General features: G+C 72.3%; 18 protein-coding genes. 11 read left to right on the top strand and 7 right to left on the bottom strand.

Annotated features, from left to right (window positions below):
* Positions 1–227 precede the first annotated feature (227 nt).
* The gene (locus tag ACIBJE_RS03885) at positions 228–566 is read right to left on the bottom strand and encodes an AsnC family transcriptional regulator (RefSeq protein WP_396743477.1); all 339 of its coding nucleotides are present in this window, start codon (positions 564–566) and stop codon (positions 228–230) included.
* Positions 567–720: 154 nt separating this feature from the next.
* Here ACIBJE_RS03885 and ACIBJE_RS03880 point away from each other — a divergent pair, with 154 nt between their 5' ends.
* From ACIBJE_RS03880 to ACIBJE_RS03830, 11 genes are all read left to right on the top strand, one after another.
* Positions 721–1,632: a tryptophan 2,3-dioxygenase gene (locus tag ACIBJE_RS03880; protein ID WP_396742478.1), complete on the top strand. Its 912-nt coding sequence runs from the start codon at positions 721–723 to the stop codon at positions 1,630–1,632.
* Positions 1,633–1,640: 8 nt separating this feature from the next.
* Positions 1,641–2,918: a kynureninase gene (kynU, locus tag ACIBJE_RS03875; RefSeq protein WP_396742476.1), complete on the top strand. Its 1,278-nt coding sequence runs from the start codon at positions 1,641–1,643 to the stop codon at positions 2,916–2,918.
* The gene (locus ACIBJE_RS03870) at positions 2,915–4,294 is read left to right on the top strand and encodes an FAD-dependent oxidoreductase (protein WP_396742474.1); all 1,380 of its coding nucleotides are present in this window, start codon (positions 2,915–2,917) and stop codon (positions 4,292–4,294) included. Before kynU ends, ACIBJE_RS03870 begins: the two co-directional genes overlap by 4 nt.
* 20 nt (positions 4,295–4,314) lie before the next feature.
* Positions 4,315–5,796 carry a 2-hydroxymuconic semialdehyde dehydrogenase gene (locus tag ACIBJE_RS03865; protein WP_396743475.1) on the top strand — a complete coding sequence of 494 codons (1,482 nt, stop codon included), beginning with the start codon at positions 4,315–4,317 and terminating at the stop codon, positions 5,794–5,796.
* A complete protein-coding gene (locus ACIBJE_RS03860; protein ID WP_396742472.1) occupies positions 5,793–6,590 on the top strand; it encodes a 2-keto-4-pentenoate hydratase in 798 nt (265 codons plus the stop codon). The genes ACIBJE_RS03865 and ACIBJE_RS03860 overlap by 4 nt, the downstream gene beginning before the upstream one ends.
* Entirely contained in the window at positions 6,587–7,522 is a 936-nt protein-coding gene (locus ACIBJE_RS03855; protein WP_396742470.1) for an acetaldehyde dehydrogenase (acetylating), read from the top strand. The genes ACIBJE_RS03860 and ACIBJE_RS03855 overlap by 4 nt, the downstream gene beginning before the upstream one ends.
* Positions 7,523–7,587: 65 nt before the next feature.
* Positions 7,588–8,607: a 4-hydroxy-2-oxovalerate aldolase gene (dmpG, locus tag ACIBJE_RS03850; RefSeq protein WP_396742468.1), complete on the top strand. Its 1,020-nt coding sequence runs from the start codon at positions 7,588–7,590 to the stop codon at positions 8,605–8,607.
* A complete protein-coding gene (locus ACIBJE_RS03845) occupies positions 8,604–9,371 on the top strand; it encodes a 2-keto-4-pentenoate hydratase (RefSeq protein WP_396742466.1) in 768 nt (255 codons plus the stop codon). Before dmpG ends, ACIBJE_RS03845 begins: the two co-directional genes overlap by 4 nt.
* A gap of 23 nt (positions 9,372–9,394) precedes the next feature.
* Positions 9,395–9,817: a RidA family protein gene (locus ACIBJE_RS03840; protein WP_396743472.1), complete on the top strand. Its 423-nt coding sequence runs from the start codon at positions 9,395–9,397 to the stop codon at positions 9,815–9,817.
* A 70-nt stretch (positions 9,818–9,887) separates the two neighbouring features.
* Complete coding sequence (locus ACIBJE_RS03835; protein WP_396742464.1) at positions 9,888–10,412, top strand: 3-hydroxyanthranilate 3,4-dioxygenase; 525 nt, start codon at positions 9,888–9,890, stop codon at positions 10,410–10,412.
* On the top strand, positions 10,412–11,464 hold the full coding sequence (locus ACIBJE_RS03830; protein ID WP_396742462.1) for an amidohydrolase family protein: 1,053 nt from the start codon (positions 10,412–10,414) through the stop codon (positions 11,462–11,464). Before ACIBJE_RS03835 ends, ACIBJE_RS03830 begins: the two co-directional genes overlap by 1 nt.
* Before the next feature lie 161 nt (positions 11,465–11,625).
* On the opposite strand, the gene ACIBJE_RS03825 is transcribed toward ACIBJE_RS03830, so the two are convergent.
* The 6 genes from ACIBJE_RS03825 to ACIBJE_RS03800 are packed head-to-tail and all read right to left on the bottom strand — an operon-like array spanning position 11,626 to position 25,730.
* Entirely contained in the window at positions 11,626–13,458 is a 1,833-nt protein-coding gene (locus tag ACIBJE_RS03825; RefSeq protein ID WP_396742460.1) for a hypothetical protein, read from the bottom strand.
* A complete protein-coding gene (locus ACIBJE_RS03820; RefSeq protein WP_396742458.1) occupies positions 13,451–17,908 on the bottom strand; it encodes a DUF6603 domain-containing protein in 4,458 nt (1,485 codons plus the stop codon). The genes ACIBJE_RS03825 and ACIBJE_RS03820 overlap by 8 nt, the downstream gene beginning before the upstream one ends.
* Entirely contained in the window at positions 17,905–19,257 is a 1,353-nt protein-coding gene (locus ACIBJE_RS03815; RefSeq protein WP_396742456.1) for a ComEC/Rec2 family competence protein, read from the bottom strand. Before ACIBJE_RS03815 ends, ACIBJE_RS03820 begins: the two co-directional genes overlap by 4 nt.
* 10 nt (positions 19,258–19,267) lie before the next feature.
* Entirely contained in the window at positions 19,268–21,901 is a 2,634-nt protein-coding gene (locus tag ACIBJE_RS03810) for a LamG-like jellyroll fold domain-containing protein (protein ID WP_396742454.1), read from the bottom strand.
* The gene (locus tag ACIBJE_RS03805) at positions 21,898–22,116 is read right to left on the bottom strand and encodes a hypothetical protein (protein ID WP_396742452.1); all 219 of its coding nucleotides are present in this window, start codon (positions 22,114–22,116) and stop codon (positions 21,898–21,900) included. The genes ACIBJE_RS03810 and ACIBJE_RS03805 overlap by 4 nt, the downstream gene beginning before the upstream one ends.
* A gap of 41 nt (positions 22,117–22,157) precedes the next feature.
* Complete coding sequence (locus ACIBJE_RS03800) at positions 22,158–25,730, bottom strand: hypothetical protein (RefSeq protein WP_396742450.1); 3,573 nt, start codon at positions 25,728–25,730, stop codon at positions 22,158–22,160.
* Positions 25,731–26,439 lie beyond the last annotated feature (709 nt).

Raw genomic sequence — 26,439 nt, 5'->3', positions numbered from 1 at the left:
TGTGGCCCGGACGAGTCTTGTTCGATCCTATCGAACTTAGCCCCGCTCCGGGTATGGCCGACTCGGCCAGAACAACCGGTCAGCTGGCGAGAAGAGTGCGGCCCGTACGCCGGCCAGACTCCGTGCCCGGGCCGGTGGCCGTGTTGCCCGGCGAGATCACCTGTCCGCCGGTCGAACGTGCACTGATGGACGGTGGTCGCCTTGGGTGTTTGCTCAGTGGCCATGCGTCAGGCGGCCCGGCGGACGACAGGGTGGTCGCGGCAACCGGCTATCGATCCGATCGACGATGACCGGTGGTTCGTGCGGTTGACCGGAATGCCCCACAATGGAGAAAGGTCGCCTGTGATGTGTCTGCAGCAGGCGTTGTTCGGGGCGCAGGCGCTGCGCGTGTCGGCAGCGACCTGGTGGATCTCCAGGACCTCCGGCCAGGTGTCCACCTCGGGGTCCCGCAGGATGCAGCGGATCCGATCCGCCACCGTAGGCGGTGGTAGATGCACTCTACGTGACGGCTCGTCGAAGGACGGCCGGGCATCACGCCGCAATTCGTGCAGTAGGGCCCAATCCATCTCGTCCGAGCACACTTTTCCTTCGTTAAGTCAGTACCCCCATCTAGCCCTGAACGGCTGCTCATCCGTGCTGAACGCCGTTGATCCGGTCTTCAGGATCAGCCCCGCCGGGAGGGAACATGTGATGACGCAGCGCGAGGGAGGGATGCGACGCATGAACAGCACCGAACTGGCTGAGCTGGCTGGGGGGCCAGGCGAGTCGGCCGTCCGACCGGTCACCGCCGACGAACGTGAGGAGCGGGCCGCGGCCAACGCCGGCGAGCCGACCGTGGAGTTTACCGACCGGGTGCCGTACGACGCGTACGTCCACGCCAGCACCCTGCACAGTCTGCAGAGCACGCTGAGCAAGGACCCGGGCGAGATGTCCTTCCTCATGGTCAGCCAGATCATGGAGCTCTACTTCGGGTTGACCCGGTTCGAGATCCGCGAGGCCCAGCGGCTGCTGCGCGACGACGACGTCTGGGGTGCGCTCGCCCCGCTGCGCCGCGCCGCCCTGCATCTCGAAGGGCTCAACGCCTCCTGGCAGACGCTGCGCTGGATGACTCCGGCCGACTTCAACCGGTTCCGGGACCTGCTGGGCGAGGGCTCCGGCTTCCAGTCCGCGATGTACCGCCACCTCGAGTTCCTGCTCGGCCTCAAGACCGCCTCGCTGGTCCGCCCGTTCCGTAGCCAGCCGGACGTGTACGCCGAACTCGTCGAGACCCTTGAGGGTCCGAGCCTGTGGGACGACGTCATCGCACTGCTCGCCCGCCGTGGCCACAACATTCCGCAGGCGCTGCTGGACCGCGACGTCGCGCGGGAGCACCAGCCGCACCCGGCCGTCGAGCAGGCCTGGGTACGCGTCTACGAGCACAACACCCCCCACAATCACCTGCGGATGCTCGGCGAGGCACTGACCGAGGTCGCCGAACAGTTCGGCGACTGGCGGTACCGGCACCTCAAGGCCGTCCAGCGCAGCATGGGCGCCAAGGTCGGCAGCGGCGGATCGGCCGGGCTGGCCTGGTTGCAGCGCAGCATGGCCCGGGTGGTCTTCCCGGAGATCTGGTCCTCCCGGACCTCGATGTGAGGGCGGCGATGAACGACAGCGAGAATGACGCCCGGCGGCGGGACGACGCCGACGCCGGCCACCGCGAGCTGTTCCACATCCCGGCCGCCGACGGTGGCGCGTACCCCGAGGTCGCGTACTTCGCCGGCAACTCCCTCGGGCTGCAGCCGCGCGGCACCGTACCGGAGTTGCTCGACGATCTCGGCGACTGGGCCCGGCTCGGCGTCGAGGGCCATCTCGAAGCGGGCCGCCCCTGGCTGCCGTACCACGAGTTGTTGACCGCGACCGCGGCCCGGCTCGTCGGTGCCCGCCCGACCGAGGCGGTGGTGATGAACTCGCTGACCGTCAACCTGCACCTGCTGATGGTGTCGTTCTACCGGCCCGCGGGCGACCGGACCCGGATCCTGATCGAGGACAGTGCCTTCCCGTCGGACAGCTACGCCGTCCGGAGCCAGGCCGTCTTCCACGGCCTCGACCCCGACCGGACCGTGGTACGTCTGCAACCGCGCGCCGGCGAGGACAACCTGCGGACCGAGGACGTACTGGCCTATCTGCGCGACGAGGGTGACCGGGTGGCGCTGGTGCTGCTCGGCGGGGTCAACTACCTCACCGGCGAACTGATGGACATCGAGGCGATCACTGCCGCCGGCCACGCTGCGGGTGCCGTCGTCGGCTGGGATCTGGCGCACGCGGCCGGCAACGTGCCGCTGCGACTGCACGACTGGGATGTCGACTTCGCCGCCTGGTGCTCCTACAAGTACCTGAACTCGGGGCCGGGCGCGTTGGCCGGCGCGTTCGTCCACGACCGGCACCACGGTGCCGACCTGCCCCGCTTCGAGGGCTGGTGGAGTACGGAGCCGGCGACCCGGTTCGAGATGACGCCGGTGTCCCGGCCGCCGGCCAGCGCGGACGCCTGGCAGATCTCCAACCCGCCGATCTACGCGATGGGCCCGGTCCGTACCTCGCTCGCGATCTTCGACCGGGTCGGCATGCCGGCGCTGCGGGAGCGCAGTCTGCGGCTCACCGGCTACCTTGAGGAACTGCTCGACGGGGTCGTCCCCGGCCGCCCGCTGAAGGTGATCACCCCGCGTGACCCGGCCCGGCGCGGCTGCCAGCTCTCGGTACGGATCAGCGACGGCAGCGCCGTGGACCTGACCCGGCGGCTGCGGCACGAGCACGGCGTGATCGCCGATGCCCGCGAACCCGACGTGGTGCGGTTCGCCCCGGTGCCGCTGTACTCGACGTACCACGACTGCTGGCGGGCCGCCCAGGCGCTGGCCGCGACGGTCAAGGAGGTCGGAGAATGACGAAGGAGGACGGCCACGTCGTCGTGGTCGGGGCGGGGCTGGCCGGCTGCCTGCTGGCCTGCTACCTGGCCCGACGCGGCCACCGGGTCACCGTCTACGAGCGGCGGCCGGACCCGCGGGGCGGGACCGCCGAGCGGGGACGGTCGATCAACCTGGCGCTGTCCGAGCGAGGGCTGGACGCGCTGCGCCGCATCGACCTGGACAAGCAGGTGATGGCCGACGCGCTGCCGATGCGCGGCCGCATGATCCACCCGGTGACCGGTCCGCTGGATTTCCAGCTCTACAGCGCCGGCGGCGACCGGGCGATCAACTCGATCAGCCGGGGCGCGCTGAACAACGCACTGCTCGACGCCGCCGAGGCGGCGCCGGGCGTCGAGATCGTCTTCGACCACCGGCTGGTCGGCCTCGACCCGTCGACCGGCGCGATGACGTATCAGACATCCGGCGGCGAGGTCCGCGCGGACGCCGACGTCGTCCTCGGCACCGACGGCGCCGGATCGGCCGTACGTGGACAGATGCTCGCCCACGACGGCCTGACCGAGAGCCTGGACTTCCTTGACTACGGCTACAAGGAACTGACGATTCCCGCCGTCGACGGTGAGTTCGCGCTCGACCCCGGCGCGCTGCACATCTGGCCGCGTGGCACCTCGATGATGATCGCCCTGCCGAATCCGGACCGGTCGTTCACCTGCACGCTGTTCTGGCCGACCGGCGGCACCAGCAGCTTCGCGTCGCTGTCCAGCCCGGCCGCCATCGAACGGCACTTCGCCACGAACTATCCGGACCTGCCGCCGCTCGCGCCCAACCTCGTCGACGACTTCCAGCACAACCCGGTCGGCCTGCTCGGTACCGTCCGGTGTGCACCATGGCACATGGATGGTCGGGTCGGGCTGCTCGGCGATGCCGCGCACGCCATCGTCCCGTTCTACGGCCAGGGCGCCAACTGCGCCTTCGAGGACGTCGTCGAACTCGACCGCTGCCTCGACGAGACCGGCGATGACTGGGCGCGGGCGCTGCCCCTGTTCGAGGCCCGTCGACGCGCCGACACCGAAGCGATCGCCCAGATGGCGCTGGCCAACTTCGTTGAAATGCGCGACAAGGTCGCCTCGCCGGCATTCCAGTTCGGACGCAAGGTCGAACACGCGCTGGAGAAGGCGCTACCCGATTGGTACGTGTCCCGCTACGAACTGGTCTCGTTCTCCACCACCCCGTACGCGCAGGTGCAGCGGCGGGTCCGCCGCCAGCACCGGATGCTCGGCGCGGCGGTGGCGGGTGCGGCGGCGCTGCTGATCGGGGCAATCGGCACCGCCGCGACCCGGGCCGCCGCCGGCGGCACCAGCCGGCGGTGGCCCGCCAACCGGAAGGGGGACGCGTGAACCTGTGGCAGCCCGATCTGATGAGCGGACGGATTTCCGGCCCGCCCGGCCTGTTGCGCAACTTCGTCGGCGGACAGTTCGTCGACGCCGGCAGCCGGTTCCCGAAGGTGTCGCCGGTGACCGGCCAGACCATCGCCGAGGTGGTCGAGGCCGATACTTCCACTGTGGATGCCGCCGTGGCCGCTGCCCGGTCGGCGGTGCGCGGGCCGTGGGGCCGGATGGGGGAGCGGGAACGCGCCGCCGTGCTCTACCGGGTCGCCGACGAACTCGAACGCCGGTTCGACGACCTGGTGGCCGCCGAGGTCGGCGACACCGGCAAGTCGATCTCCCAGGCCCGTACGCTGGACATCCCGCGCGGCGCCGCGAACTTCCGCGCCTTCGCCGAGACCGTCGCGACCGCGCCGACCGAGTCGTTCACCACGGTCACCCCGTCCGGCGGCCGGGCCCTGAACTACGCGGTCCGCAAGCCGGTCGGCGTCGTCGCCGTCATCGTGCCGTGGAACCTGCCGCTGTTGCTGCTCACCTGGAAGGTCGCCCCGGCCCTGGCCTGCGGCAACGCCGTCATCGTCAAGCCGTCGGAGGAGACCCCGTCGTCGGCGACGCTGCTGGCCGAGGTGATGGCCGCCGTCGGCGTACCCGACGGGGTGTTCAACGTCGTGCACGGGTTCGGACCCGGCTCGGCCGGCGAGTTCCTGACCCGGCACCCGGGCGTCGACGCGATCACCTTCACCGGCGAGTCCGCGACCGGCGGGGCGATCATGCGGGCCGCCGCCGACGGGGTCAAGGCCGTCTCGTTCGAACTCGGTGGCAAGAACGCCGGCCTGGTCTTCGCCGACGCCGATCTCGACGTGGCGGTCGCCGGCTCGGTCCGGTCCAGCTTCACCAACGGCGGCCAGGTCTGCCTGTGCACCGAACGGCTCTACGTGCAACGGCCGGTGTTCGACGAGTTCGTCACCCGGCTGGCCGAGCAGGCCGACGAGTTGGCGTACGGCTGGCCCGCCGACGCCGCGACCGTCAACATGCCGCTGATCTCGCACCAGCACCGCGACAAGGTGCTCGGTTACTACGACCTGGCCCGTACCGAGGGTGCCACGATCCTGGCCGGTGGCGCGGTGCCGCGCTTCGACGACGGCCGCGACGGTGGTGCGTACGTGCAGCCGACGGTGCTGACCGGGCTCGGCCCGGACGCCCGGGTCAACCGCGAGGAGGTCTTCGGGCCGCTCTGCCACGTCGCCCCGTTCGACGACGAGGACGAGGCGTTCGCGCTGGCCAACGACAGCGAGTACGGCCTGGCGTCGACGGTGTGGACCCGGGACGTCGGACGGGCGCACCGGGCCGGGATGCGGCTCGAGGCCGGCATCGTCTGGGTCAACACCTGGTTCCTGCGCGACCTGCGCACCCCGTTCGGCGGGGTGAAGGCATCCGGTGTCGGCCGTGAGGGCGGCGTGCACTCCCTCGACTTCTACTCCGAACTCACCAACGTCTGTGTGGACCTGTCATGAGCGAACGAAGTGAGCGGGTGGCGGCGGTGCTGCGCGGGGCGTACGACAGCCGTACGCCGGTCGCGCCGTTGCGTGGGGACCTGCTGCCGGTCGGCGACGTCGACTCGGCGTACGCGGTCCAGCAGGCCCAGGTCGCCGGCTGGCTGGCCGCCGGCCGGCGCCGGATCGGGGCGAAGATCGGGCTGACCTCGCCCGCCGTGCAGCAGGCGTTCGGTGTCTACCAGCCGGACTTCGGGGTGCTGTTCGCCGACATGGCGGTGCCGGACGGCGACGAGATCGACATCGACCGGCTGTTGCAGCCGCGGGTGGAGGCCGAGGTCGCGTTCGTGCTCGGTGCCGGCCTGCCGTACGAGCAGGTGACGGTGGCCGACGTGATCCGGGCGACCGACCACCTCCTGCCCGCGATCGAGGTCGTCGACTCCCGGATCGCGGGCTGGGACATCTCGATCGTGGACACCGTGGCGGACAACGCGTCGTCGGGGCTGTTCGTGCTCGGCAACCAGCCGCGCCGGCTGTCCGATGTGGATCTCAGGTTGGCGGGGATGGTGCTCGAACACGCCGGCGAGCCGGTGTCGGTCGGCGCCGGCGCCGCCTGCCTCGGTAGTCCGGTGCACGCGGTCGCCTGGTTGGCGCAGACGCTCGTCGCCGCTGGCAGCCCACTGGCCGAGGGGGATGTGGTGCTGTCCGGCGCGCTCGGCCCGATGGTCCCGGTCACCCCCGGCGGGGCGTACGAGGCCAGAATCTCCGGCCTGGGCTCGGTCCGTGCCTGCTTCAGTACGGGGAGGAAAGCGTGACCACGGGTGTGGCGGTGATCGGGTCCGGAAACATCGGGACCGATTTGATGATCAAGGTCCTGCGGTTGTCGGAGTCGCTGCGGATGGTGGCGATGGTCGGCATCGAACCGAACTCCGACGGCCTCGCTCGGGCCCGCCGTCTCGGCGTCGCCACCACCGCCGACGGGATCGACGGGTTGTTGGCGATGCCGGAGTTCGCCGATGTGCGGGTGGTCTTCGACGCGACCTCGGCCGGCGCGCACCGCCGGCACGCGGAGCTGTTGAAGGCGCACGGCCGGCTGGTCGTCGACCTGACTCCGGCGGCCGTCGGACCGTACGTGGTCCCGCCGGTGAACCTCGACGAGCATCTCGCCGAGCCGAACGTCAACATGGTGACCTGTGGTGGTCAGGCGACGGTGCCGATCGTCGCCGCGGTCGGCGCGGTCACCCCGGTCGGGTATGCCGAGATCGTGGCCTCGATCGCGTCGAGGTCGGCGGGACCGGGCACCCGGGCGAATATCGACGAGTTCACCGCGACGACGGCGCGGGCGATCGAGGTCGTCGGCGGCGCCGGTCGTGGCAAGGCGATCATCGTGCTGAACCCGGCCGATCCGCCGCTGCTGATGCGCGACACCGTCTACTGCCTGTGTCCGGATCGGATGGTCGACCGGGCCGCCGTCGCCGCGTCGGTCGAAACCATGGTGGCCACGGTCGCCGGATACGTTCCCGGCTACCGGTTGAAGCAGGAAGTGCAGTTCGACGAGGTGGACGCGTACGTGCCGGCGCTGGGTACGCGGTTCACCGGCGTGCAGGTGTCGGTGTTCCTCGAGGTTTCCGGGGCCGGGCACTACCTGCCGGCGTACGCCGGAAACCTCGACATCATGACCTCGGCGGCGTTACGTACCGCGGAGCGGATGGTCGCGTTGCGCGCGGATCGGGGGGTGAGCGCATGAGCGAGCTTGGCGAGCGAATCGGTCAGCTCAGGTCGTCTTTCGGCGACTGCGAGCGAAGCGAGCAGGTGCCAGGGCTGTATATCCAGGACGTGACGTTGCGGGACGGCATGCACGCTATCCGGCACCAGTTCACCACCGACCAGGTACGGTCGATCGCAGCGGCGCTGGACGCGGCCGGGGTCGCGGCGATCGAGGTCGCGCACGGCGACGGTCTGGCCGGCTCGTCGGTCAACTACGGCCACGGCGCCGCGTCGGACGCGGACTGGATCGCGGCGGCCGCGTCGGTGCTCACCAAGGCCAAGCTGACCACGCTGCTACTGCCCGGCATCGGCACCATCGCCGACCTGAGAGCGGCCCGCGACCTCGGCGTGACCAGCGTACGGATCGCGACGCACTGCACCGAGGCGGACATCTCCGCCCAGCACATCGGCTGGGCGCGCAACAACGGCATGGACGTCGCCGGATTCCTGATGATGGCGCACATGAGCGACCCGAAGTCGCTGGCCGAACAGGCGAAACTGATGGAGTCGTACGGCGCGCACTGCGTCTACGTCACCGACTCCGGCGGCCGGCTGTTGACCCGGGACGTTGCCGAGCGGGTCGACGCGTACCGGCAGGTCCTTGATCCGGAAACCCAGATCGGCATCCACGCGCACCACAACCTGTCCCTCGGGGTGGCCAACAGTGTGGCCGCCGTCGAACACGGCACCACCCGGGTCGACGCGTCGCTGGCCGGGCACGGTGCCGGCGCCGGCAACGCCCCGCTCGAGGTCTTCGTCGCCGTCGCCGAGCTGCACGGCTGGGACCACGGCTGCGACGTGTTCGCCCTGATGGACGCCGCCGAGGACCTGGTCAGACCACTTCAGGACCGGCCGGTGCGCGTCGACCGGGAGACGCTGACGCTCGGCTACGCCGGGGTCTACTCCAGCTTCCTGCGGCACGCCGAACGCGCGTCGGATCGCTACGGTGTCGATGTCCGGTCGATCCTGGTCGAACTCGGCCGGCGCCGGATGGTCGGCGGCCAGGAAGACATGATCGTCGATGTCGCACTCGACCTCGCCGGTGGTTCGGAGGGAAAGTCATGACCGATCTCGCTGCTCTTGCTGACCAGCTCGACGAGGCCGCCTGCACCGGCATCGCCACGCCGCAGCTCGCCGCCGCGGCCGGCGTCGACGTCGACACCGCGTACGCCGTCCAGGAGGAACTGGTCGGCCGCCGGCTGAACCGCGGCGAACGCCTCGTCGGCCTGAAGATGGGCCTGACCAGCCGGGCCAAGATGGCGCAGGTCGGGGTAGACGAAATCATCTGGGGTCGGCTCACCGACGCCATGCACATCGACGACGGCGGCACGGTGCGGGTCGGCGAGTTCATCCACCCACGTGCCGAACCCGAGGTCGCGTTCCTGCTCGACCGCCTGCCGGAACCGGGTGAACCGGTCACCGACTTCGCGTCTGCGGTCCGTGCCGTCGCCCCCGCCGTCGAGATCATCGACTCCCGGTACCGCGACTTCACGTTCTCGCTGCCTGACGTGATCGCCGACAACTGCTCGGCCGCCGCCTACGTCGTCGGTGCCTGGCAACCGGTGCCGGACGGGCTCGACAACCTCGGCGTACTGCTCGAGGTCGACGGCCGGGTCGTGCAGACCGGATCCACCGCCGCCATCCTCGGCGACCCGCGCCGGGCGCTCACCGAAGGCGTCCGACTCGCCGGCCGGTACGGCGTACGGATGCGTGCCGGCTGGGTGTTCCTGGCCGGCGCGGCCACCGCGGCCGTACCGCTCAAGCCCGGCGCCCACGTCCGCGCGGTCGTCGAGTCGCTCGGCACCGCGTCGCTGAAGGCAGCCCCGTGAGCGAGCGGAGCGAGGCGGTGTCCGTGACCGGCGGGGTGGTGGCCGGCAAGGCCACGCCGCGCGGCCGATTTCCGCACGTCAAGGTCGCGGGCGGCCTGGTGTACGTGTCAGGTACGTCGAGCCGTCGCCCCGACAACACCATCGTCGGGGCGACGGTGGACGCGATGGGCACCACCGACCTCGACATCCGGGTGCAGACCCGGGCCGTCATCGACAACATCCGCGACATCCTGCGCTCGGTCGGCGCCGACCTGTCCGACCTCGTCCAGGTCACCAGCTATCTGGTGAACATGAACGACTTCGGCGGCTACAACGAGGTCTACGCCGAGTACTTCGACGAGACCGGTCCGACCCGCACCACCGTCGCGGTGCACCAGTTGCCGCACCCGCACCTGCTCATCGAGATCCAGGCAGTGGCCGTTGTTCCGGAAGGAGCCCGTACATGACCGAGCGTAGCGAGGGAATCGGTCTGCTCAGCCGTATGTCATGCGGCCACCGAGCGAAGCGAGGTGACGCATGACCGACATCACCGAGCCGGTGAGCTTTCCCGGCTGGATCGACGAGAACCAGCACCTGCTGAAGCCGCCGGTCAACAACAAGCAGATGTTCCCCACCGGCGACGACTTCATCGTGCAGGTCGTCGGCGGCCCCAACCAGCGCACCGACTTCCACGTCGATCCGTACGAGGAGTTCTTCTACCAGGTCAAGGGCAACATGCACGTGAACCTGATGACCGAGGACGGCCCGCGGACGGTGCACATCCGCGAGGGGCAGATGTGGGTGTTGCCGGGCAACATCCCCCACTCGCCGCAGCGGCCCGAGGCCGGTTCGATCGGCGTCGTCATCGAGCGGGTCCGCGAGGAGGGCACCCTGGAACGCTTCCAGTGGTACTGCCTGGAGTGCGGCAACAAGGTTCACGACGTCGAACTGCAGGTCCGCGACATCGTCGCCGACCTGCCGCCGGTGTTCACCGCGTTCTACGGCGACGAGCAGGCCCGGACCTGCGACCGGTGCGGCACCCTGCACCCGGGCAAGGGCTGATGGCCGGCCTGGTGCCGCCGCTGCCGGCCCGGCCGGGTACGGCCGGGGCTGGGCGGCCGGTCGTCGACCTGCACACCCATCTGGTACCGAAGGGCTGGCCGGACCTGTCCGCCGCGTGCGGCGGTGCCGACTGGCCCTGGCTCCGGATCGACTCCGAACGCGCCGCCATGATCATGGTGGGGGAGACGGAGTTCCGCCCGGTCGGCCCGCAGGCCTGGGACGCCCCGACCCGACTGTCCGACATGGACGCCGACGGTGTCGACGTACAGGTGGTGTCACCGACCCCGGTCTTCTTCTCCTACGACCGGCCGGCCGACCAGGCAGCCAAGGTCGCCCGGATCTTCAATGATCTGACGCTGGAACTCACCACGGCCGGCGGCGACCGGCTGGTGCCGTTCTGCCAGGTGCCGTTGCAGGACCCGGACGCGGCCTGCGCCGAACTCGACCGCTGCCTGGCCGCCGGACACGCCGGCGTCGAGATCGGCAACCACGTCGGCGACCGTGACCTCGACGACGAGGGCGTGGTCACCTTCCTGCAGCACTGTGCCTCGGTCGGCGCCCCGGTGTTCGTGCACCCGTGGGACATGCCCGACGGGCCCCGGCTCGACCGGTGGATGGCTCGCTGGCTGACCGGCATGCCCGCCGAGACGCACCTGTCGGTGCTGGCGCTGATCCTCGGCGGCGTCTTCGACCGGGTACCGGACACCCTGAAGCTGTGCTTCGCCCACGGCGGTGGCAGTTTCCCCTTCTGGCTTGGTCGCGCCGACAACGCCTGGCACCGCCGGGGCGACCTGGTACGCGGAAGGTCGACCCGACCGCCGAGCCACTACGTGGACCGGTTCCTGGTCGACACGGTGGTCTTCGAACCGGCGGCGTTGCGCCTGCTGGTCGACACGCTCGGAGCGAGTCAGGTGGTGCTGGGCAGCGACTACCCGTACCCGTTGGGTGAACGCCCGGTCGGGGACGTGGTCCGCAAGGCCGACTTCCTCACCGACGACCAGCGCGACGCCCTGCTCTCCGGCAACGCCCTGCGCTTCCTCACCCGCCCCTGACCCGTCGGTCGGACCGGTCGCCGACGGGGCCCTGACCGCCGCGGGCTCTGCGGGGGGCTCTGTCGCGTTGTCGGATCGGTGGAGACGCCGAGCCGGATCAGGGGCACGGTCAGATGCTCGGACGAGTTCGGTGAACGCGGCGGCCCCCCCCGGGTCACCGGTCAGGGTCGCAGGAAGGTGACCCGTTCGGCGGTCTCGGTGAGCTGGAGGGCCAGGTCCCCCGAGTCCACCTCGGCCACCGGCACCCCCAGGGACCCGGCGATCGCGGCAGCCAACCCGGTCGGGGAGACCGTTCCCCGGGGCCCCAGGGGCAGGGGCCCGACCGGGTCGGGGACCCGCTCCGAGCCCCCCGGGGCCCGCAGGGTCCTGCCGAAGCTGCCGGGGGAGCGCGGCTCCACCGCCAGGTGCTGGGCCTCCGGGGGCTGGTGCAGGTCCAGCCGGGCCAACTCGCCCTCGAAGAGGCAGAGCAGCACCTCCGGGTTCAGGCGGCGGGTCACCCAGGGGGTCAGGTGCCCGGTGCCGGCCCGGTCGGCGTACCCGTCGACGAGCAGCCCCGGGTAGCCCGACACCACCTGGGACCGGATCAGGGCCCCGGTGAGGGTGGGGAACTCCAACGGCAGGGGGGCGGCGGCGTCCCGGGCCTCGTCGGCGGGGCCCAGCCGACCCACGCTGACCGCCCCGTCGACCAGGTGCCGGACCCAGCCCTGGTCCACCCCGAGGAACCGTATCGACTCGGCCGGCAGCAGCCCCTCGTCCGGCACCAGGTAGCCGAAGGGCACCCCCTCGAGCCGGGTCAGCCCGGTCAGCCAGTCCCGCACCCCCGCCGGGAGGGAGTCGTCGATCGGGGCCACCGCCAGGGGATACCCGGCGTCGAGGTTGCGGGCGGCGCGCTGGTCCCGGGCGGCCTGCTGGTCCCGGCGGCGACGCCACCCGTACAGGGCGGTAGCGGTGTCCCCGCTGCCCAGGGCCAGCAGTCGGCCGAGCTGCCAGGCGGCGGCGTACCCCAGGTCGAACATGCCCAGCTCCGCGTCGAAACGCAGCAGGGCGTCCCCGGTCCGTACCGGGGCCACCGGCCCCGCATCCGTCGGACCGGGTACCAGGGGCCCCCGGTACCAGCCGATGCTGCTCCCGCCCTGCCGGAGCCGGTGCCGGGCCGGCACGAAACCCTGACCGAGGTACCGGTCGGCGGCGGGCTGCCCGCTGGGAGGAAGCCGGAGGGTGGCCCCCTCCTCGGCGAGGTCCCGGACCAGGGCGGCGAACGTGTGGTCGGTGCTCACCGAGGCGAACCGCCAACTCGTCATGCTGACCAGCCGGACGGTGTCCCCGACCGGGGCAGGCCCCCGGTCGAGTACCCAGGACCCGTCGGTGGCCGGGGTGAACCGGTGCTCCAGGGAGACCAGGTGCACCACGCTGGTCATCCCGGCCGGCGGCAGTCGGGTGCCGACCACCACCGCCGTGTCGGCCGGGTCGTCCCCCTCGGACCGGACGTGGGCCAGCAGGGGCAGGTCGGCGTAGCCGGGCAGCAGGTCGGCGAGGAGAGCGGCCGGGACGTCGATGACGGTGACCGGGTCCTGCGCCGACTCGTGGGACTCGGCAGCGACGGCGGCCGGCGGCAGCCAGGGCCCCGCCGCCACCTGCCCCAGGGGCACCGTCGAGACGGGGGGCGCCTCCTGCTCGGTGAAGAGCAGCAGGGCCAGCCAGGGCGGGGTCTGCGGCCCGGCTCCCCCCGGGCTGCGCTCCCAGGGCAGGGTGGCGCGCTCCAACACGATGTGCGGCAGCACGGCGGCGTGGTCCCCGACGCTCCCCTCGGGCGGGAAGACCGACCGGATGAGGGAGGGGGCCAGGCCGAACCGGTCCCCGGCGACGGTGAACCGGCGGGTCGTGGTGAAGTCCACCGGTTCCAGACTGACCCGATGGGAGGAAGTGACCTGGTAGTCGCCGGCGGCCAGCACCGGGCGGTGGGCGTGGCGGAAGGTCACCTGGGACTCAGACATGGGCTGCCACCTGGGGGATCGCGTGGAACTGGGTGGTGTCGAAGCCGGCGGGGTCGAGTACCGCCGAGGGGAGCAGGGCGGCGGCGACCGCGCTGCGGGTGGCGGCGACCACCGGGTCGGCCATCGCCGCCCGGATCGTGGTCGCCCGCGCAGCCGGCCCGTCCGGTACGACCGGCCGCCGGGGCGGGGGAGACAGGGTGAGCACCTCCCGGGTGTACAGGGGGGTGTCGGCCTGGAGGGCGGCCCGGTCCACCCAGACCGCACGGGCCGGGGCGGGCGGGCGCGGGCGCAGCTCGTACCCGGTGACCAGGTCCTCCATCAGGGCCGGGTCGGTGACCTGGGGGGTGAGCCGGCCACCCCACAGGGCGAAGGGCAGCCCCCGGCAGACCGGGGTGTAGTCGAACCGGTCCTCGACCGGCATCCCCTCGTGGGTGACCACGATCCGGTGGACGGCGGTGACGGCGCCGGGGGCCAGGTCGGCCGGGCCGATCCCGAACGCGGTTCGACCCCCGCCGGTGGGCAGGGCCACCTCCCGCTCCGGGGTGCCCCGGACCGCCCCGCTGGCCGGGATGGCGCTGTTGGTCGCCACGACCAGGGTGGCCGGGTCGACGACCCCCAGCTCCTCGGGGGCGGCCACGGGGGCGGTGTGGTGGGTCTCGGCCCGTACCGACAGGCCGAGGATCCGGTCCCGGGGCGGCAGCAGGGTGTCCCGGAACCGGTCCCAGCTCACCGGTGCCGGCTTCGCCCCGCCGTTCGAGCCGAAGGAGATGCGCACCGTGACGATGTCCAGGTCGATGGCGGCGGTACCGCCGAAGTCCGGACCCCACAGCTGGACGTCGGCGCCGACCTGCACGTTGAGGGTGTGGGTGCCGAAGAGGCTGAAGGTGTACGACACCCCGATGCTGACGTGCAGGGAAGCCTCGTAGTGGTACGGCTGCCAGGAGATCAGGAAGTCCATCGAGGCGTCGAACCCGGCCCGCAGGGAGTCGTCCTGCCACAGGGCGGTGAGCCGGCCCCCGGCCATCAGCGCGGTGGGGGTCAGCGCGAAGTACCCGGCCCCGGCGATGCTGAACTGCTTCGTGACCTGCCAGGCGAAGCCGAGCCGGGGCACCGTCGGGTAGTGGGCGGGTACCGGGAACTGGGGGTGGTAGCCCCCGGCGGTGAGGGCGAAGTCCCCGGTGTGCTCCCCGGTGAACCAGGTGGCGAAGGCGAACCCCCCGGTCAGGTGGCAGTCCGGGGAGAGCAGGTACGAGGCCCGGGTGAGCTGGGCCTCCACCGCCAGGTATCCGTCCTCGGGTACCAGGGTGGCCCGGATGGCGAGCTGGATCTGGGCGACCGGGGTGACCGGCCCCGCCCCCGCGTCCGGTGCGGGCAGCACCACCGTGGCCAGCCCCAGCACGTCCAGCTCGAACCGGTGCCCGAAGGCGGCGGCGACCAGCAGGAAGGCGTCCACCATCTCGAAGGAGTTGACCCGCAGCCCCAGGGCGAGGAAGTAGTCCCCGACCGAGGGGGGCAGGTAGTCGGCGAGGATCCGCAGCTCGTCGGCGAGGGTGGTGCCCGGGGGCGGCCCGGTGACCGCGTCGGCCACCAGGGGGAAGGTCGCCACCTGGTCGATGGCGGGGGCGACGAACCGCCGGTTGTACCCGAACCCGCCCGCCAGCCCCCGTAGCGACAGGGCGGGCGGACCGGCGTGCAGGCCGTTGAGGTAGGCGTAGGCGAACAGGGAGGGCCCGGCGGGGAGCTGGACGTAGGAGCCCAGGGCCCCGACGGAGAACGTCGGGGTCCGTACGCTCAGCCCCCCGCTGTAGGCCGGGTAGCTGGCCCCCTCGTACTCGATGGTGTCCTTGCGCAGGGCTCCGTCGATCCGCAGCGGGCCGCTGGCGTAGGCCAGCCCGATCCCGGCCAGGTCGAAGGTGGGCATCGAGAGGGGATCGGTGGTGGAGACCCCGATGGCGAGGCCGCTCAGGGAGAGGGTCAGCCCGGCCACGGTGACCGAGGCGTCCAGCAGCAGGGCGACCCGGGACTCCCCGCCGGGGGACTGCCGCCAGGCCAGGCCGACCCGGGAGATGTGCAGGGGCCCGAAGGAGCGCTGGACGGTGAGCCAGGTGGCGTCGTCGCCGGTCCGCACCGGCGCGGGACCGCCCGCTGCCGGTGCCGGGGTCACCCCCGGCGGGCCGCCGACCGGTACCGCCAGGGCCTGGGTGAAGGGCCCGAGCAGCAGGGTGGCGTCCACGGTGAACCCGGCGGCCAGGCCCCCGGTGGGCAGGGTGGTGCCCGCCGGGAGCAGGGCGGCCAGGGCGGTGGCCTCGGCCGCCGGCAGGGCGGTGGTGGCGGCGAGCAGCCGCAGGGGGTCCACCCCCATCGTGGTGCCCCGCAGGTGGTCCCCGACCACCGGGAGCCGTCCCAGGTCCAGGGTGGCGGCGACCTCCACCCCGAAGAGGTACCCGGTGCGGGTGCCGTTGCCGGTGAGGGCGAACAGGGCCTGGCGCAGGTCCAGCCGGATTCCCTCGGGGACGTGCGCGGCGGCGGTCGGGGAGATCGCCCCCACCAGGGACCTCAGGTCGGGCACCGGATCCTCGGGCAGGTGCCGGTAGGAGGCGGCGAGCCGGTGGGCCGCCGGATCCTGGGCGAAGTGCAGCTCCAGGGTGGGGTGGAAGGTTCCCCCCTGCACCGGTACGACCAGGTCCAGGGTCCCGGCGACGCTGCGTCGGGCGGTGTCCACGGCGAGGGTGAGGGCAACCTCGGTGCCGTCGACCGGGAACCGGGTCCGCCCGGTGAGGAAGAGGCGTCCGGCCCCGGTGGAGATCTCGGCGGCGAGGTTGTCCACGACGGATTCGGCCAGGGGGGCCGGCAGGGCCAGCCCGCCGAAGCGGTCGGCCAGGTCGGCGAAGAGGTGCCCGACGGGGATCTGCTGCCCGGGGGCGGTCTCGCCGGCGAACTCCCAACGCCGGTCCGGGGCCGGGTCGTACGCGGCCCGGAGCACCACCCCGACCCCGCCCAGCACCAGCCCAGCCCGGGCGTGGAAGGTGGTGCCGGTGGAGTCGTGCAGCAGGTCGAAGCCGACCTCGGTGACGGTGACCTCTTCGGTGATCTGCCAGGCGCCGTCGATGACGATCTCGCCGTCGAAGGAGGCGGGCACGGTGGCCGAGGGCACCACGGCCCCGACCTGGAACCGGGTGACCGTCAGATCCGGGACGTGCTCCGGCTCGGTGCCGGTGAAGTGCCGGTAGACCTCCCGGATACGCAGGGGCGGGTCGCCCGTGCGCAGTCCTCCGCCGATCCGCCGGGTGACGGAGTCGGCGACCAGCTCCAGGGTGCCGTCCCGGCCGATCCCGAACAGGCCGCCGACCAGGACCGACACCTGCGCGGAGGGGCCGGGAGCGACCACCCGGACGGTCAGGTCGATCTGCTGGAGGGTGAACAGCCCGGGGATCACCTCCCACTCCGCCTCGGTGTACAGGGTCATGGTCAGGTACTCGACCGGGTTGGCGGCGGTGGGGTCCACCGCGAGGGTGACCTTCCCCAGGGTGATCCCGGCCCCCGGGTCGATGCCGAACGGCACCGGCAGGGTCTCCAGCCCGACCAGGCCGGCGATGTCGGCCAGGGTCAGCGGCCCCAGCCCGCTGAAGTCGGCGGTGAGGACCAGGTCCTCGCTCCAGGTGGCGAGGCGGGCGTCGATGGTGACCTTGCGGTCCCTGGTGACCCCGGACATGCTGCCCGCCGACACCGGGATGCCCGCCGCGAGCACCAGGGCCCCCCGGACCCGGTGGTCGAGGGTGTTGTAGTTCAGGTCGGGCAGGCCGAACAGCCCGTACCGCAGGTTGGTGAGGGTGAACAGGCCCAGGTCGAGGCCGGCCCCGGCCGGGCCGTAGAGGGCCACGCTCGGCACCAGGGGGGTGGCCGGGGTGATCCCGGGCGGGGCGAGGGAGATCATGGTGATCTCCCCGGAGAGGGGGTGGCTCTGCCCGGGGAAGAGCAGCCCGACCAGCTCCATCCCGGGTCGGATCAGCAGGTTCCCCTCGAAGGCCAGCCAGGTGGCGGTCGGGGTGGGGGGATTTCCGCTCTCCGCGATCAGGTCGGTGTCCAGGCGCAGGACCGCCCCGCTGAACCGGAGGGTGTCCAGCAGGGTCCCGCGCAGGGGCGGGAAGGTGTCGGCCAGGGACCAGTCGGCGACCGGCCGGACGATCACCTCCACCCGGCTGACGGCCTGCCCGGCCAGGGTGAACCGGAGGGTCACGTCGGCGCCGTCGAAGGGGGCCCCGGAACCGGTGCCCCGGACGGTGACCGGGCCGGGGGCCTCGCCGCGGACGCAGCCGGTCAGCAGCAGCCGGCCGGTGGGCAGGAACCGGCCCAGGTAGGCGGCGGTCGGCGGGTCCAGGACGGCGACCGGCAGGTCGAGCCGACCGGAGGGCACCCCGGCCAGCAGGGTCTCCAGGGCCTCGGGGGTCACGCCCGCTCCCAGGTGATGTCGAGGTCACCGTGGGACCCGGTGATGTAGACCGGGGCCTTGAACTCGAACGGCAACGACTTCGCGGGCTCGTAGCGCTCGGAGTCCCAGGCCCACCCGGAGTGGGGTGGCTTCTTCTCCCGACCGCTGTCGACGAAGCGTTTGACGTACCGCTCGACCACTGTCCGGGAGGGCAGGTGGTGGGTGGACACCCCCACCTTTCCGGCGCTGATCAGGGCTCTCTCCTTCGGGTCCAGCAGGTTCACGAACTCCAGGGAGGAGGAGGTGCAGTTGCTGCCGTGGTGGGCGACGTGGACGATGTCGACACCCTTCAGCCGGGTCCGGTTCTCCTCGGCGTACTTCCCCCGGCTGATCAGGTGGTGCTCCGTGCTGCGGGTGGCGTCCCCGCAGAGCAGCAGCTTCTTACCGAAGACCTCGACCAGGAGCACCACGCTGCCCCGGTTCTTGCCCTGGGCCGCGTCCTTGTCCTTCACGTAGTCGTTGGAGACCCCGGCGGTCAGGATGGTCACCGTGCAGGGCGGGTCGGTCTCCGCCACGATCCGGATGCCGCCCTGGCCGTCGAGACAGTCGATGTCGGTGTCCTCGTCCGCCTCCGGTACGGCGACTCCCCCCAGGGTGGTCTCCCCGGCCACCTCCTTGTCATCGAGGTCCTGGTCGGGGTCGACCGCGTTGTGGATCACCCTGCGGATCAGCTTCTCGTTTTTGATGTGCTCGTACACCCAGGTCTTGGCGGCACCGTAGCCGGCGAAGTCCCCGCTGTGGTACACCCGGCCGACCTCGATCCGGTGGGGATTGTCGGCGAGCACCGAGGCGAGCTGGTTGTAGTGGTCCTCGTCGGAGTGCGTGAAGACCAGGATGTCGATGAACTGGGCCTTCGGAATCTCCAGCGGCAAACCGAACTCGTCGGTGGTCTGCACCGCACCCAGGAACTTCGGATCCTCCAGGCAGTCCCGTACCCGCTTGGTGTAGACGTCGACCTCGGTCTCCTTCACCTCCCGGGAGGTGGAGCCGCAGTCGATGAGGATGAACCGTCCACGCGGCGTGCTCAGGGCGATGCAGTCCCCCTGCCCCACCTTGATCATGCGGGCGTAGAACTTCCGGTCCCCCCGGCTGCCGGGGGCGGCCGGCGGTCGCTTGCTGATCTCGTCCTCCCAGAGTTTGGCCAGGGCCTCGGCCTCCTTCCGGAGCTTCGCCGCCTGGTCCTCCTGCAGCTTGATCCGCTTGCGTCTGGACTCCCTGCGGTCGTCGTCGAGGATCGTCTCCCCGTCTCTCAGGCCGAGGCTGGAGTCGGCCGTCTTCCGCTTGCGCTTCGGAGGGGTCGGGTCGGTCATCGTGCTCTCCTCAGCTCGGGAAGGCGATCCGCCAGCGGCCCTGACTGACCCGTTCGCCCTTGCGCCGCCAGGTGAAGACGTGCCGGCGGTCGTTGTCGAAGGGGCTGAAGTCGGCCGCGTAGGCGAACTCGCCCTGCAGCACGTTGTAGAGGTCGAACTCCAGTTCCCCGGCGGCCAGCCGCAGCAGGGCCCGCAGCTCGTGGGCGCCGATGGTGACCCCGTCCACGGTCAGGGCCTGGAAGGTCCCCCGGGCGGCCCGGACGTCGCTCAGGTCGTCGGAGCCGCCCTGCTTGAACGCGAAGCCCTCGGGGCGGCCCTCGATGCGGTGCCAGAACCTGTGGGAGTGGTGGAAGCGGATGCTGGGGTGGACGTCCACCCCGTCCGGGGTCTCGGCCTGGTACAGCTCCAGGAACAGGACCCCGCCCCCACTCTGGTCCTCCCGGCGGAGCTGGAGGTGGTCGGAGCCGGCGGTGAACACCGACTGGCCGGCGGCGATCTGGGCGCCGTGCACCTCCTCGGCCCGGAGCCGGGGGGTCGTCACGGTGCTGGCGGTCAGAGCCCCGGTCGTCACGGCGCTGGCCGTCAGAGCCCCGGTCTGCACGTCGGTCAGCTCGTCGGAGGCGCCCTGCTTGAAGGCGAAGCCCTCGGGGCGGCCCTCGATGCGGTGCCAGAACCTGTGGGAGTGGTGGAAGCGGATGCTGGGGTAGACGTCCACCCCCGCCGGGGTCTGGTCCTGGTACAGCTCCAGGAAGACCACGCCGCCCCCGCTCTGGGCCTCCCGCCGCAGCTGCAGGTGCTCGGAGACCGCCTGCACGGTCAGCGGGGACGCGGGCGCGGTGGTGCCGATGCCGACCTTGTTGCCCACCGGGTTGACGGCCAGCGGGGCACTGCCGTGCGACTGCACCCAGGCGTACCCGGTGTCGTAGCCCAGCCGCAGGTTCGGCTGGTCGGTGGGGCCGACGATGACGCTGCCCCCGTTGGCGTCGCCGTTGTCGTCCACGATGTGCAGCCGGGACTGGGGGGTGGCGGTGCCCAGCCCGGCGTTGCGGGCGGAGAAGACCAGGGGTGCCCGCTCCACTGCGGCGCTGAGCTGACCGTCCTGGAACCCGGGGAGGTTGCGGTAGGCCAGCACCACCGGGGCGTGGCCGGGGTCCGGCAGCCCCTGCACCTCCTCCAGGGTCAGCTCCAGGCACCCTCCGGGGGGCAGGGTCGTGTCCTGCTGGGGGATCAGGGTCCACTGGGCCCGGTCCGCCAGCATCTCCCGGTGGACCTGCCAGACCCCGGGAACCGACCCGCCGACCCGGAGGGTGACCGTGCCGGCGGTACCGGCGGTGGTCAGGGCCCAGTCCCGGGTCTCCCGGTCGCCCTGCACCTCGAAGGAGAGGACCAGTTCGGTGGGGGCGGTCCCGTCCGCCCCGGTCAGCGGCACGGGGATCTCCCGGGAGACGTTGGCCACCCGGACCCGCAGGTCACCGGGGGTCCGTCCGTCGCTGAGCACCCGGTCCCCGCCGACGAACCCCAGGTGCAGGGGGACGTCGGGTCGACCCCGGTGGTTGACGATCTCCAGCACCTGGTGCCGGGCCCCGGTCAGTTCGCTGGGCTCCCCGCTGTACCCCATGCGCTGGTAGCCCAGCTCCACCCGGCTGCCCCGGGTGCCCCCCACCCCGTCGGCCCGCAGCCCGGTCAGGCGCAGGTCGAGGGAGTTCCCGGCCGGCAGGGTCAGCCCCTCCGGTCCGCGCAGCCAGCCGGTGGAGCCGGTCAGGGTCAGCTCCCACCCCGGCACCTCCAGGGCCGGCCGGGAGTCGGCGGCCAGCACCCCCTGGCGGAAGGTCACCGCGAGGTGGTGGTTCTCGGGACCGGTGGGTCCGGAGGTCGACCAGAGGGTCAGGTCCTGGCGGGAGGAGTTGGTGACCCGCAGGGTGAGGGTCTGCCCCGCCGGGGCGTCGTCGATGTAGAGCACCGGCTGGTCGTCGACGTTGACCAGCTCGAAGGCGAGGGGGTGGGTACGGACGAAGGTGGCGAGCAGGGCCTCGTCGCCGGCCATGTCCCGCTGGATCTCGGCCACCGACCGGGGAGCGTCGTACACCCGCAGGTGGGCGGCGGTGAGGGCGAGGTGGGAGCTGACGGAGTTGGGGTTACGGCCCAGGGCGAACCTCTCCCCGCTCGGCCGGGTCGGCCCCGGCATCGCGTCCTCGGCCACCACCACCCCGTCCAGCAGGATCCGGGCGGTGCTGTCCTGGCTGGTCACCGCCAGGTGGTGCCACCGGTCGAAGGTGAAGGTCCCCGGGACGGTCTCCTGCCGGAAGGGCCCGTTCACCGTGGAGCCCTCGTACCCGATCCGACCGTCGTCGTGCAGCCAGAGCACGAAGTGGCCCCACTGGCCGAAGACGACGGCCATCGAGTTCGACGGCATCGGGGGCACCCGCACCCACGCCATGCTGGTGATCGGCCGGGTCACGCCCGAGGTGCTGACCACCGCGTCGGAGCCCCCGGCCAGGGCCAGGCAACTGCCGAACCGTTCGTCGGCGCGGACCTGCGGGGAACCCTCGACCTCCCCGGTGGCCGGGGCAGCGGGGGAGCCGGTGACCAGGGGGCCGGCGGCCAAGTCGTCGAGCTGCCAGTGCAGCAGCAGGGCGGCGCTCATGCCGGGGAGCCCGGGACGACGGGGGCGGTGGAGGCGGCGGCACCGGGGACGGCCGGTCGGGTCCCGGCCGGGACCCCCTCCGGGTGGAGCTGTGCCCCGGCCTGCTGGCCGATGGCCTCGATCAGTTCGTACACACGGACGTAGGGCATCTGACCCAGGGCCTCCAGGATCGTGTTCGTCTGGTCGAGGGTGAGGGTGAGGGTGATCGGGGTCATCGCTCGCATCCTTGGTCCGGTCGGGTGACCGGGGTGGTGGCTCATCGGGTGGGTGCGGTCGGGACGGGCAGCGCGAGCCAGCCCTCCCGCAGGGTCAGGTCGGTGGGGAACCCCGGGTTCGGAGCGGGGGGATCCTCGGTCTCGGTCCAGACGGCACCCACCCGCTCCCGCCAGGTCCACCGGCGACCCGGCTCGGTGGCGGGCAGCACCAGCCCGACCCCGGCGGCGTCGGTCAGCACCGGGGCGGCGAGGAAACCGGTCTCCAGGCGGGCCAGGGCGTCGTGGTGGTGGGCGGGGTCCAGCCGTACCGAGACGGTGGGCAGGATGCCGGTGGTGGCGTGCAGGGCCCCGGCCGGCTCCAGGAGCACCGTCAGGGTCTCCTCGGGCAGACCGAAGGCGAGCCGTACCGGGGGGTCGGTGCCGGCGGCGGCCATGGTGGGCACGTCGTGGTACTCGGTGCCGAGGCTCCCGTCGGGCTCGTGCCGCCAGTAGCCCAGCACCCCGTCGGTGAGCCGCCCGTACGCTCCCAGCCGGACCGGGAACCGCACCAGCGGGAAGCCGTTGGTCTCCCGGCCGGTACGCCCCAGGTCCTGCCGGAACACGTTCCAGTCCTGGTGGATCGCGGGAGGGCCGAGCAGGTCCAGCCCGAGGGTCAGGCACAGCACCGCGATCGGTCGGCCGGTGAGCCGGCACCGGACCTGGTGGCCGCCCTCCCCCTCCTCGTCCACCGCCTCGAGGGCGTCGAGCAGGGAGCCGAGCAACTCCCCGAGCCGGTCGGCCCCGTACCCCCGCAGTCGGTCGACGACGGCCCGGAGTCCGGGGTTGGTGATCTGCTCCACGGCGGGAACGCCCCCGGTGGGGGCGGCCAGCCAACGGGCCAGCGCCGGACGGTCCGGGTCCGGGTCGGGAAGGAGGCTGCCCAGCCACTCCCCGCCGGCGGTGTGCACCCGCAGCCCGTCGTCGAGCAGGTCGGGCAAGAGCCACCCGCAGACCGGGGAGGACCCCACCAGGCCGCTGACCGGCCGGCCCGGGTGCTCGGCGTCGAGCAGCCGCAACCGCAGTCGGGCCGGCTGGGCCACCCGGGGCGGCAGGGCGATCCAGCCCGGCCGGTCCGGTACCCGTAGCCGGGTGGTGGCGGCGGGCTGGTCCACCGAGAGGTCGTGCCCGACCCCGAAGGAGTCCACCACCCGCAGCCGCAGCAGCCGCAGACAGCCGGCCCGCAGGGGGTTGAAGTCGGCCAGGGGCACCGGGGCCTGCCGGTTCTGCTCCCCGACCCGGTCCCGCACCTGCTCGGCGAGGAGCTGCCCGGCGGGGAAACCGAGGGGGTCGAGGATGGGGAGCTGGCGGGTCAGCCGGCGCATCAGCAGGGCGTCGTTGAACCCGCCCAGGCTCTGGGCCAGGTTGCTCCCCTCGTGCTCGGCCAGGTGAGCGTAGGCGGCGGCGAGGGTCCCCAACCGGGGGTCGGCCGACTGGTCGGCGCACCAGGCGAGCAGGGCCCCGGGATCCCCGGTCACCTGCTCCGGGGTGAGGAGCCCCAGCCCTGCGGCCGTGCGTTCCTCGTTGTACCGGGCCAGGGGGCCGCCCGCGAGGTACCGCAGGATCCGGGCCGAGAGCAGCGGGCGGGTGGCGGTGGAGAGCACGGTGCTGCCGCTGTAGGTGACCGCAGCCCGTTCGGTGAGCCGGTGCCCGGGGCGGGCCGCCAGCTCGACCTCCCCGGGCGGGAGCCGGTAGTTGAGGCTGACCACCTCGGGGTCGTAGTCCCGGTCGGTGGGGTCGAGGTTGGTCCCGGGGGCGGCCGGCAGGAACTCCACCTCCCAGTGCAGCAGCAGGGGGTGCCAGGGCTGGCCGGTCCAGCGGCGCAGCGCCGGATGGGGTTCGGTCAGCCCGGCGAGGACCGTGTCCAGCAGGTCGCCGGCGGCGGCGACCCCCTCGGCGTCGGTCAGGTCCCCGGTTGCCCCGGGGGCCTCCACCACCAGACAGGGCAGCAGGCCCTCCGGGTGCTCGTCGTCGCTTCCGTACCGGTCCGACCCGGTGGCCTCGGTGCCGGTGAGCAGCACCACCGGCTCGTTGGGCACCTGGTACGCCTCGTCGGGGAGCTGCTGGAGCCGGTAGCCGGCCCCCTCCGGCAGCTCCGCGTTGACCCGGGCCACCACCGCCTCCACCGCCTCCCGGGCCGCCGCCAGCCGGTGGGCCAGGGTGTCTCCCCGCCCGGTCGGGGGGAACTCCCCGGTCTCGGCGAGCAGGGCGTCCAGGGTTGCCATTTCCCGTTGCAGGTAGGCGGCCGCCAGGTCCGGGTCGGGGTAGTCCGTCCGGTTCTCCGGGGGCGGGTAGGCGCAGGTCAGGTACCGGTGCCAGTCGGCGAAGAGACGCTGCCGCAGCCCGGTGGCCTGGGCCTGGGCCCCCTCGTGGGCGGCCTGGGCCGCGTTCAGGGCGACCAGCAGGTCACCCAGCTCGGGCGGCAGGTCGGCCAGCTCCCGGGCGGGGGCGGCCCCCACCGGGGCGGGGCCGGCGGGGCCGGCGGCGGCGAGCAGGATCGCCGGGTCGGTGCCGGGGACGGCGTCCTGGGGCCGGACCGTCCAGCGGGTCCCGGCGGCGACCGGGGTGAAGGCGGCGGTGTGCCGGGCCTCGGCGAGCCGTTCCGGCAGGTCCAGGGTGGCGGTCTCCAGGTGTTCGGCGAGGTCGATCGCCTCGAGGAGCTGCTCCATCTCGTCGGCGCTCACCCCGGGCAGCTCCGCCCCCAGATGGGCGGCGAGGGCCTCGGTGGCGCTGTCGGCGAGGTAGACCCCGGTCTCGGTGGTCCGGGTTTCGAGCAGGGACAGCTCCCCCTCCGGGTCGAGGGTCAGCCGGCCGAAGCAGACCATCCGCTCCGGGGCCGCCCCCTCGGGCCCCGCCGCCCAACCCAGCTCGTCGGCCACCCGCTGGGCCCAGGTGCCGGTACCCGGCCGGGCCAGGGTGCCGGTCAGCTCGTCCAGGGCGGGGGAGGAGTACCAGCCGAGCAGGTCGTACCGGGTACCGGCCGGGCGTCGGGTGCCCGACTGGGGGTCGAAGAACCCGAAGACGCTGGCCGAGTTGGGGTAGAAGGCGGCGAAGGTGGGCTCCCCGTACCCGAGGGCGGTCAGCCGGGCCACCCGGTCGGTCTCCGGCCCCGGCCAGGCCCTCAGGGGCAGGACCCGCCCGAGCCGGCGCCAGGGCCGACCCGAGGGGCCCGGGGGGTCGGCGGGGGAGAGGGGGTAGGCCACCGAGGCGGGCGACTCGTCGGTGAGGGCGTCGCTCTCCACCACCCACCGGGCCCGCCGGCCGTCGGGGTCGGTGCGGGTGACCAGCCACCGGTCGGGTACCCGGGGCGGCTGCACCCCCTGCGGACCGTGGACCAGGCGGGTCAGTGCGTCCGGCAGGGCCCAGTGCAGGTGGACCCCGGCCTGGAGAGTGAGTTCCTCCTCGAAGGGGGCGGGGAGGATCCCGTCGCTGAGGAAGGGCTGGTCGGGGTGGACGTCCCGCCCGGTGACCGGGTCACGGTAGGGCAGTCGGGTGAAGTCGGCGACCGGGCCGGCGACGGTCCGCTGGGCCGGGAGCCACAGTGCGTCGATTCGGACGGGTACGGCGAGCAGACGCATGGGGCATCCCTCTGGGGTGGACGGGCAGCGCGGCTCACCCTACAAACGCGACCGGATCTTGATCCTCCGCAAAGTCGACAATGGAGCTGTGCGTTACGCCGTAGCGCTGTCGGTCCCCGGTGGTGTAGGACCGACTTCGGCGATGTGTTCAGGTATCGGCGATGATGATTTCAATCTCCCTGTAGGTCCGGTCTGCTCCGGTTCCCTCGCCGCAGGTCAAGGCGGTCGGGCGGTGGAGGAGTGGACCACCAGGGTCGGCGGGAAGCGGACGTCCCGGTGCCGGTGCCCCGGCTCTCCCTCGCTAAGCAGCGGGGCGGCGGCGGTGTGCCCCAGTCAGTAGGGCGACTGTCGTGCGGAAGCCGAGAATCTCGTAGCAGCGTGGCTGTTCCCGAGGCGGCGCCCACCGTGACCAGGCCCATGACGATGAAAAGGACTCAACGTCCTTCTTGTCTGCCACGACGTGTCCTTCCTGGACAGGATCGACGTCCTGTCCAACGGATCACACCCAGGTCAAGCGCGGAGATCCACGCAGTGGCGCCCGCAGGGGTGGAGAGAGTTGCTGCTTCCAAGGTGACCGATCCCTGGGTGGGCAGCCGTCGAGGTGGCAGTGAACAGCGGCTCGCAGGCTGGATTCATGTTAAAGATCAGAGTCAATGTGAACAACTCGACTTGCGAACCCGGCAATGCTGCCATAGCCTCCAGTTTCAGT

Origin of the sequence: Micromonospora sp. NPDC050187 (assembly GCF_044459745.1) — a bacterium.
GTDB lineage: Bacteria > Actinomycetota > Actinomycetes > Mycobacteriales > Micromonosporaceae > Micromonospora.
The sequence above is the reverse complement of the archived record's forward strand: the minus strand, read 5'-3'. Positions and strand labels throughout refer to the sequence as shown.

Excerpts from the sequence above, each read along its gene's own strand:
- ACIBJE_RS03800 (WP_396742450.1), bottom strand. The coding sequence starts at position 25,730 with ATGCGTCTGCTCGCCGTACCCGTCCGAATCGACGCACTGTGGCTCCCG.
- ACIBJE_RS03810 (WP_396742454.1), bottom strand. The coding sequence starts at position 21,901 with ATGAGCGCCGCCCTGCTGCTGCACTGGCAGCTCGACGACTTGGCCGCC.
- ACIBJE_RS03865 (WP_396743475.1), top strand. The coding sequence starts at position 4,315 with ATGAGCGGACGGATTTCCGGCCCGCCCGGCCTGTTGCGCAACTTCGTC.
- ACIBJE_RS03825 (WP_396742460.1), bottom strand. The coding sequence starts at position 13,458 with ATGTCTGAGTCCCAGGTGACCTTCCGCCACGCCCACCGCCCGGTGCTG.
- ACIBJE_RS03845 (WP_396742466.1), top strand. The coding sequence starts at position 8,604 with ATGACCGATCTCGCTGCTCTTGCTGACCAGCTCGACGAGGCCGCCTGC.
- ACIBJE_RS03830 (WP_396742462.1), top strand. The coding sequence starts at position 10,412 with ATGGCCGGCCTGGTGCCGCCGCTGCCGGCCCGGCCGGGTACGGCCGGG.
- ACIBJE_RS03870 (WP_396742474.1), top strand. The coding sequence starts at position 2,915 with ATGACGAAGGAGGACGGCCACGTCGTCGTGGTCGGGGCGGGGCTGGCC.
- ACIBJE_RS03880 (WP_396742478.1), top strand. The coding sequence starts at position 721 with ATGAACAGCACCGAACTGGCTGAGCTGGCTGGGGGGCCAGGCGAGTCG.
- ACIBJE_RS03885 (WP_396743477.1), bottom strand. The coding sequence starts at position 566 with ATGGATTGGGCCCTACTGCACGAATTGCGGCGTGATGCCCGGCCGTCC.
- ACIBJE_RS03835 (WP_396742464.1), top strand. The coding sequence starts at position 9,888 with ATGACCGACATCACCGAGCCGGTGAGCTTTCCCGGCTGGATCGACGAG.
- ACIBJE_RS03860 (WP_396742472.1), top strand. The coding sequence starts at position 5,793 with ATGAGCGAACGAAGTGAGCGGGTGGCGGCGGTGCTGCGCGGGGCGTAC.
- ACIBJE_RS03815 (WP_396742456.1), bottom strand. The coding sequence starts at position 19,257 with ATGACCGACCCGACCCCTCCGAAGCGCAAGCGGAAGACGGCCGACTCC.
- ACIBJE_RS03805 (WP_396742452.1), bottom strand. The coding sequence starts at position 22,116 with ATGACCCCGATCACCCTCACCCTCACCCTCGACCAGACGAACACGATC.
- kynU (WP_396742476.1), top strand. The coding sequence starts at position 1,641 with ATGAACGACAGCGAGAATGACGCCCGGCGGCGGGACGACGCCGACGCC.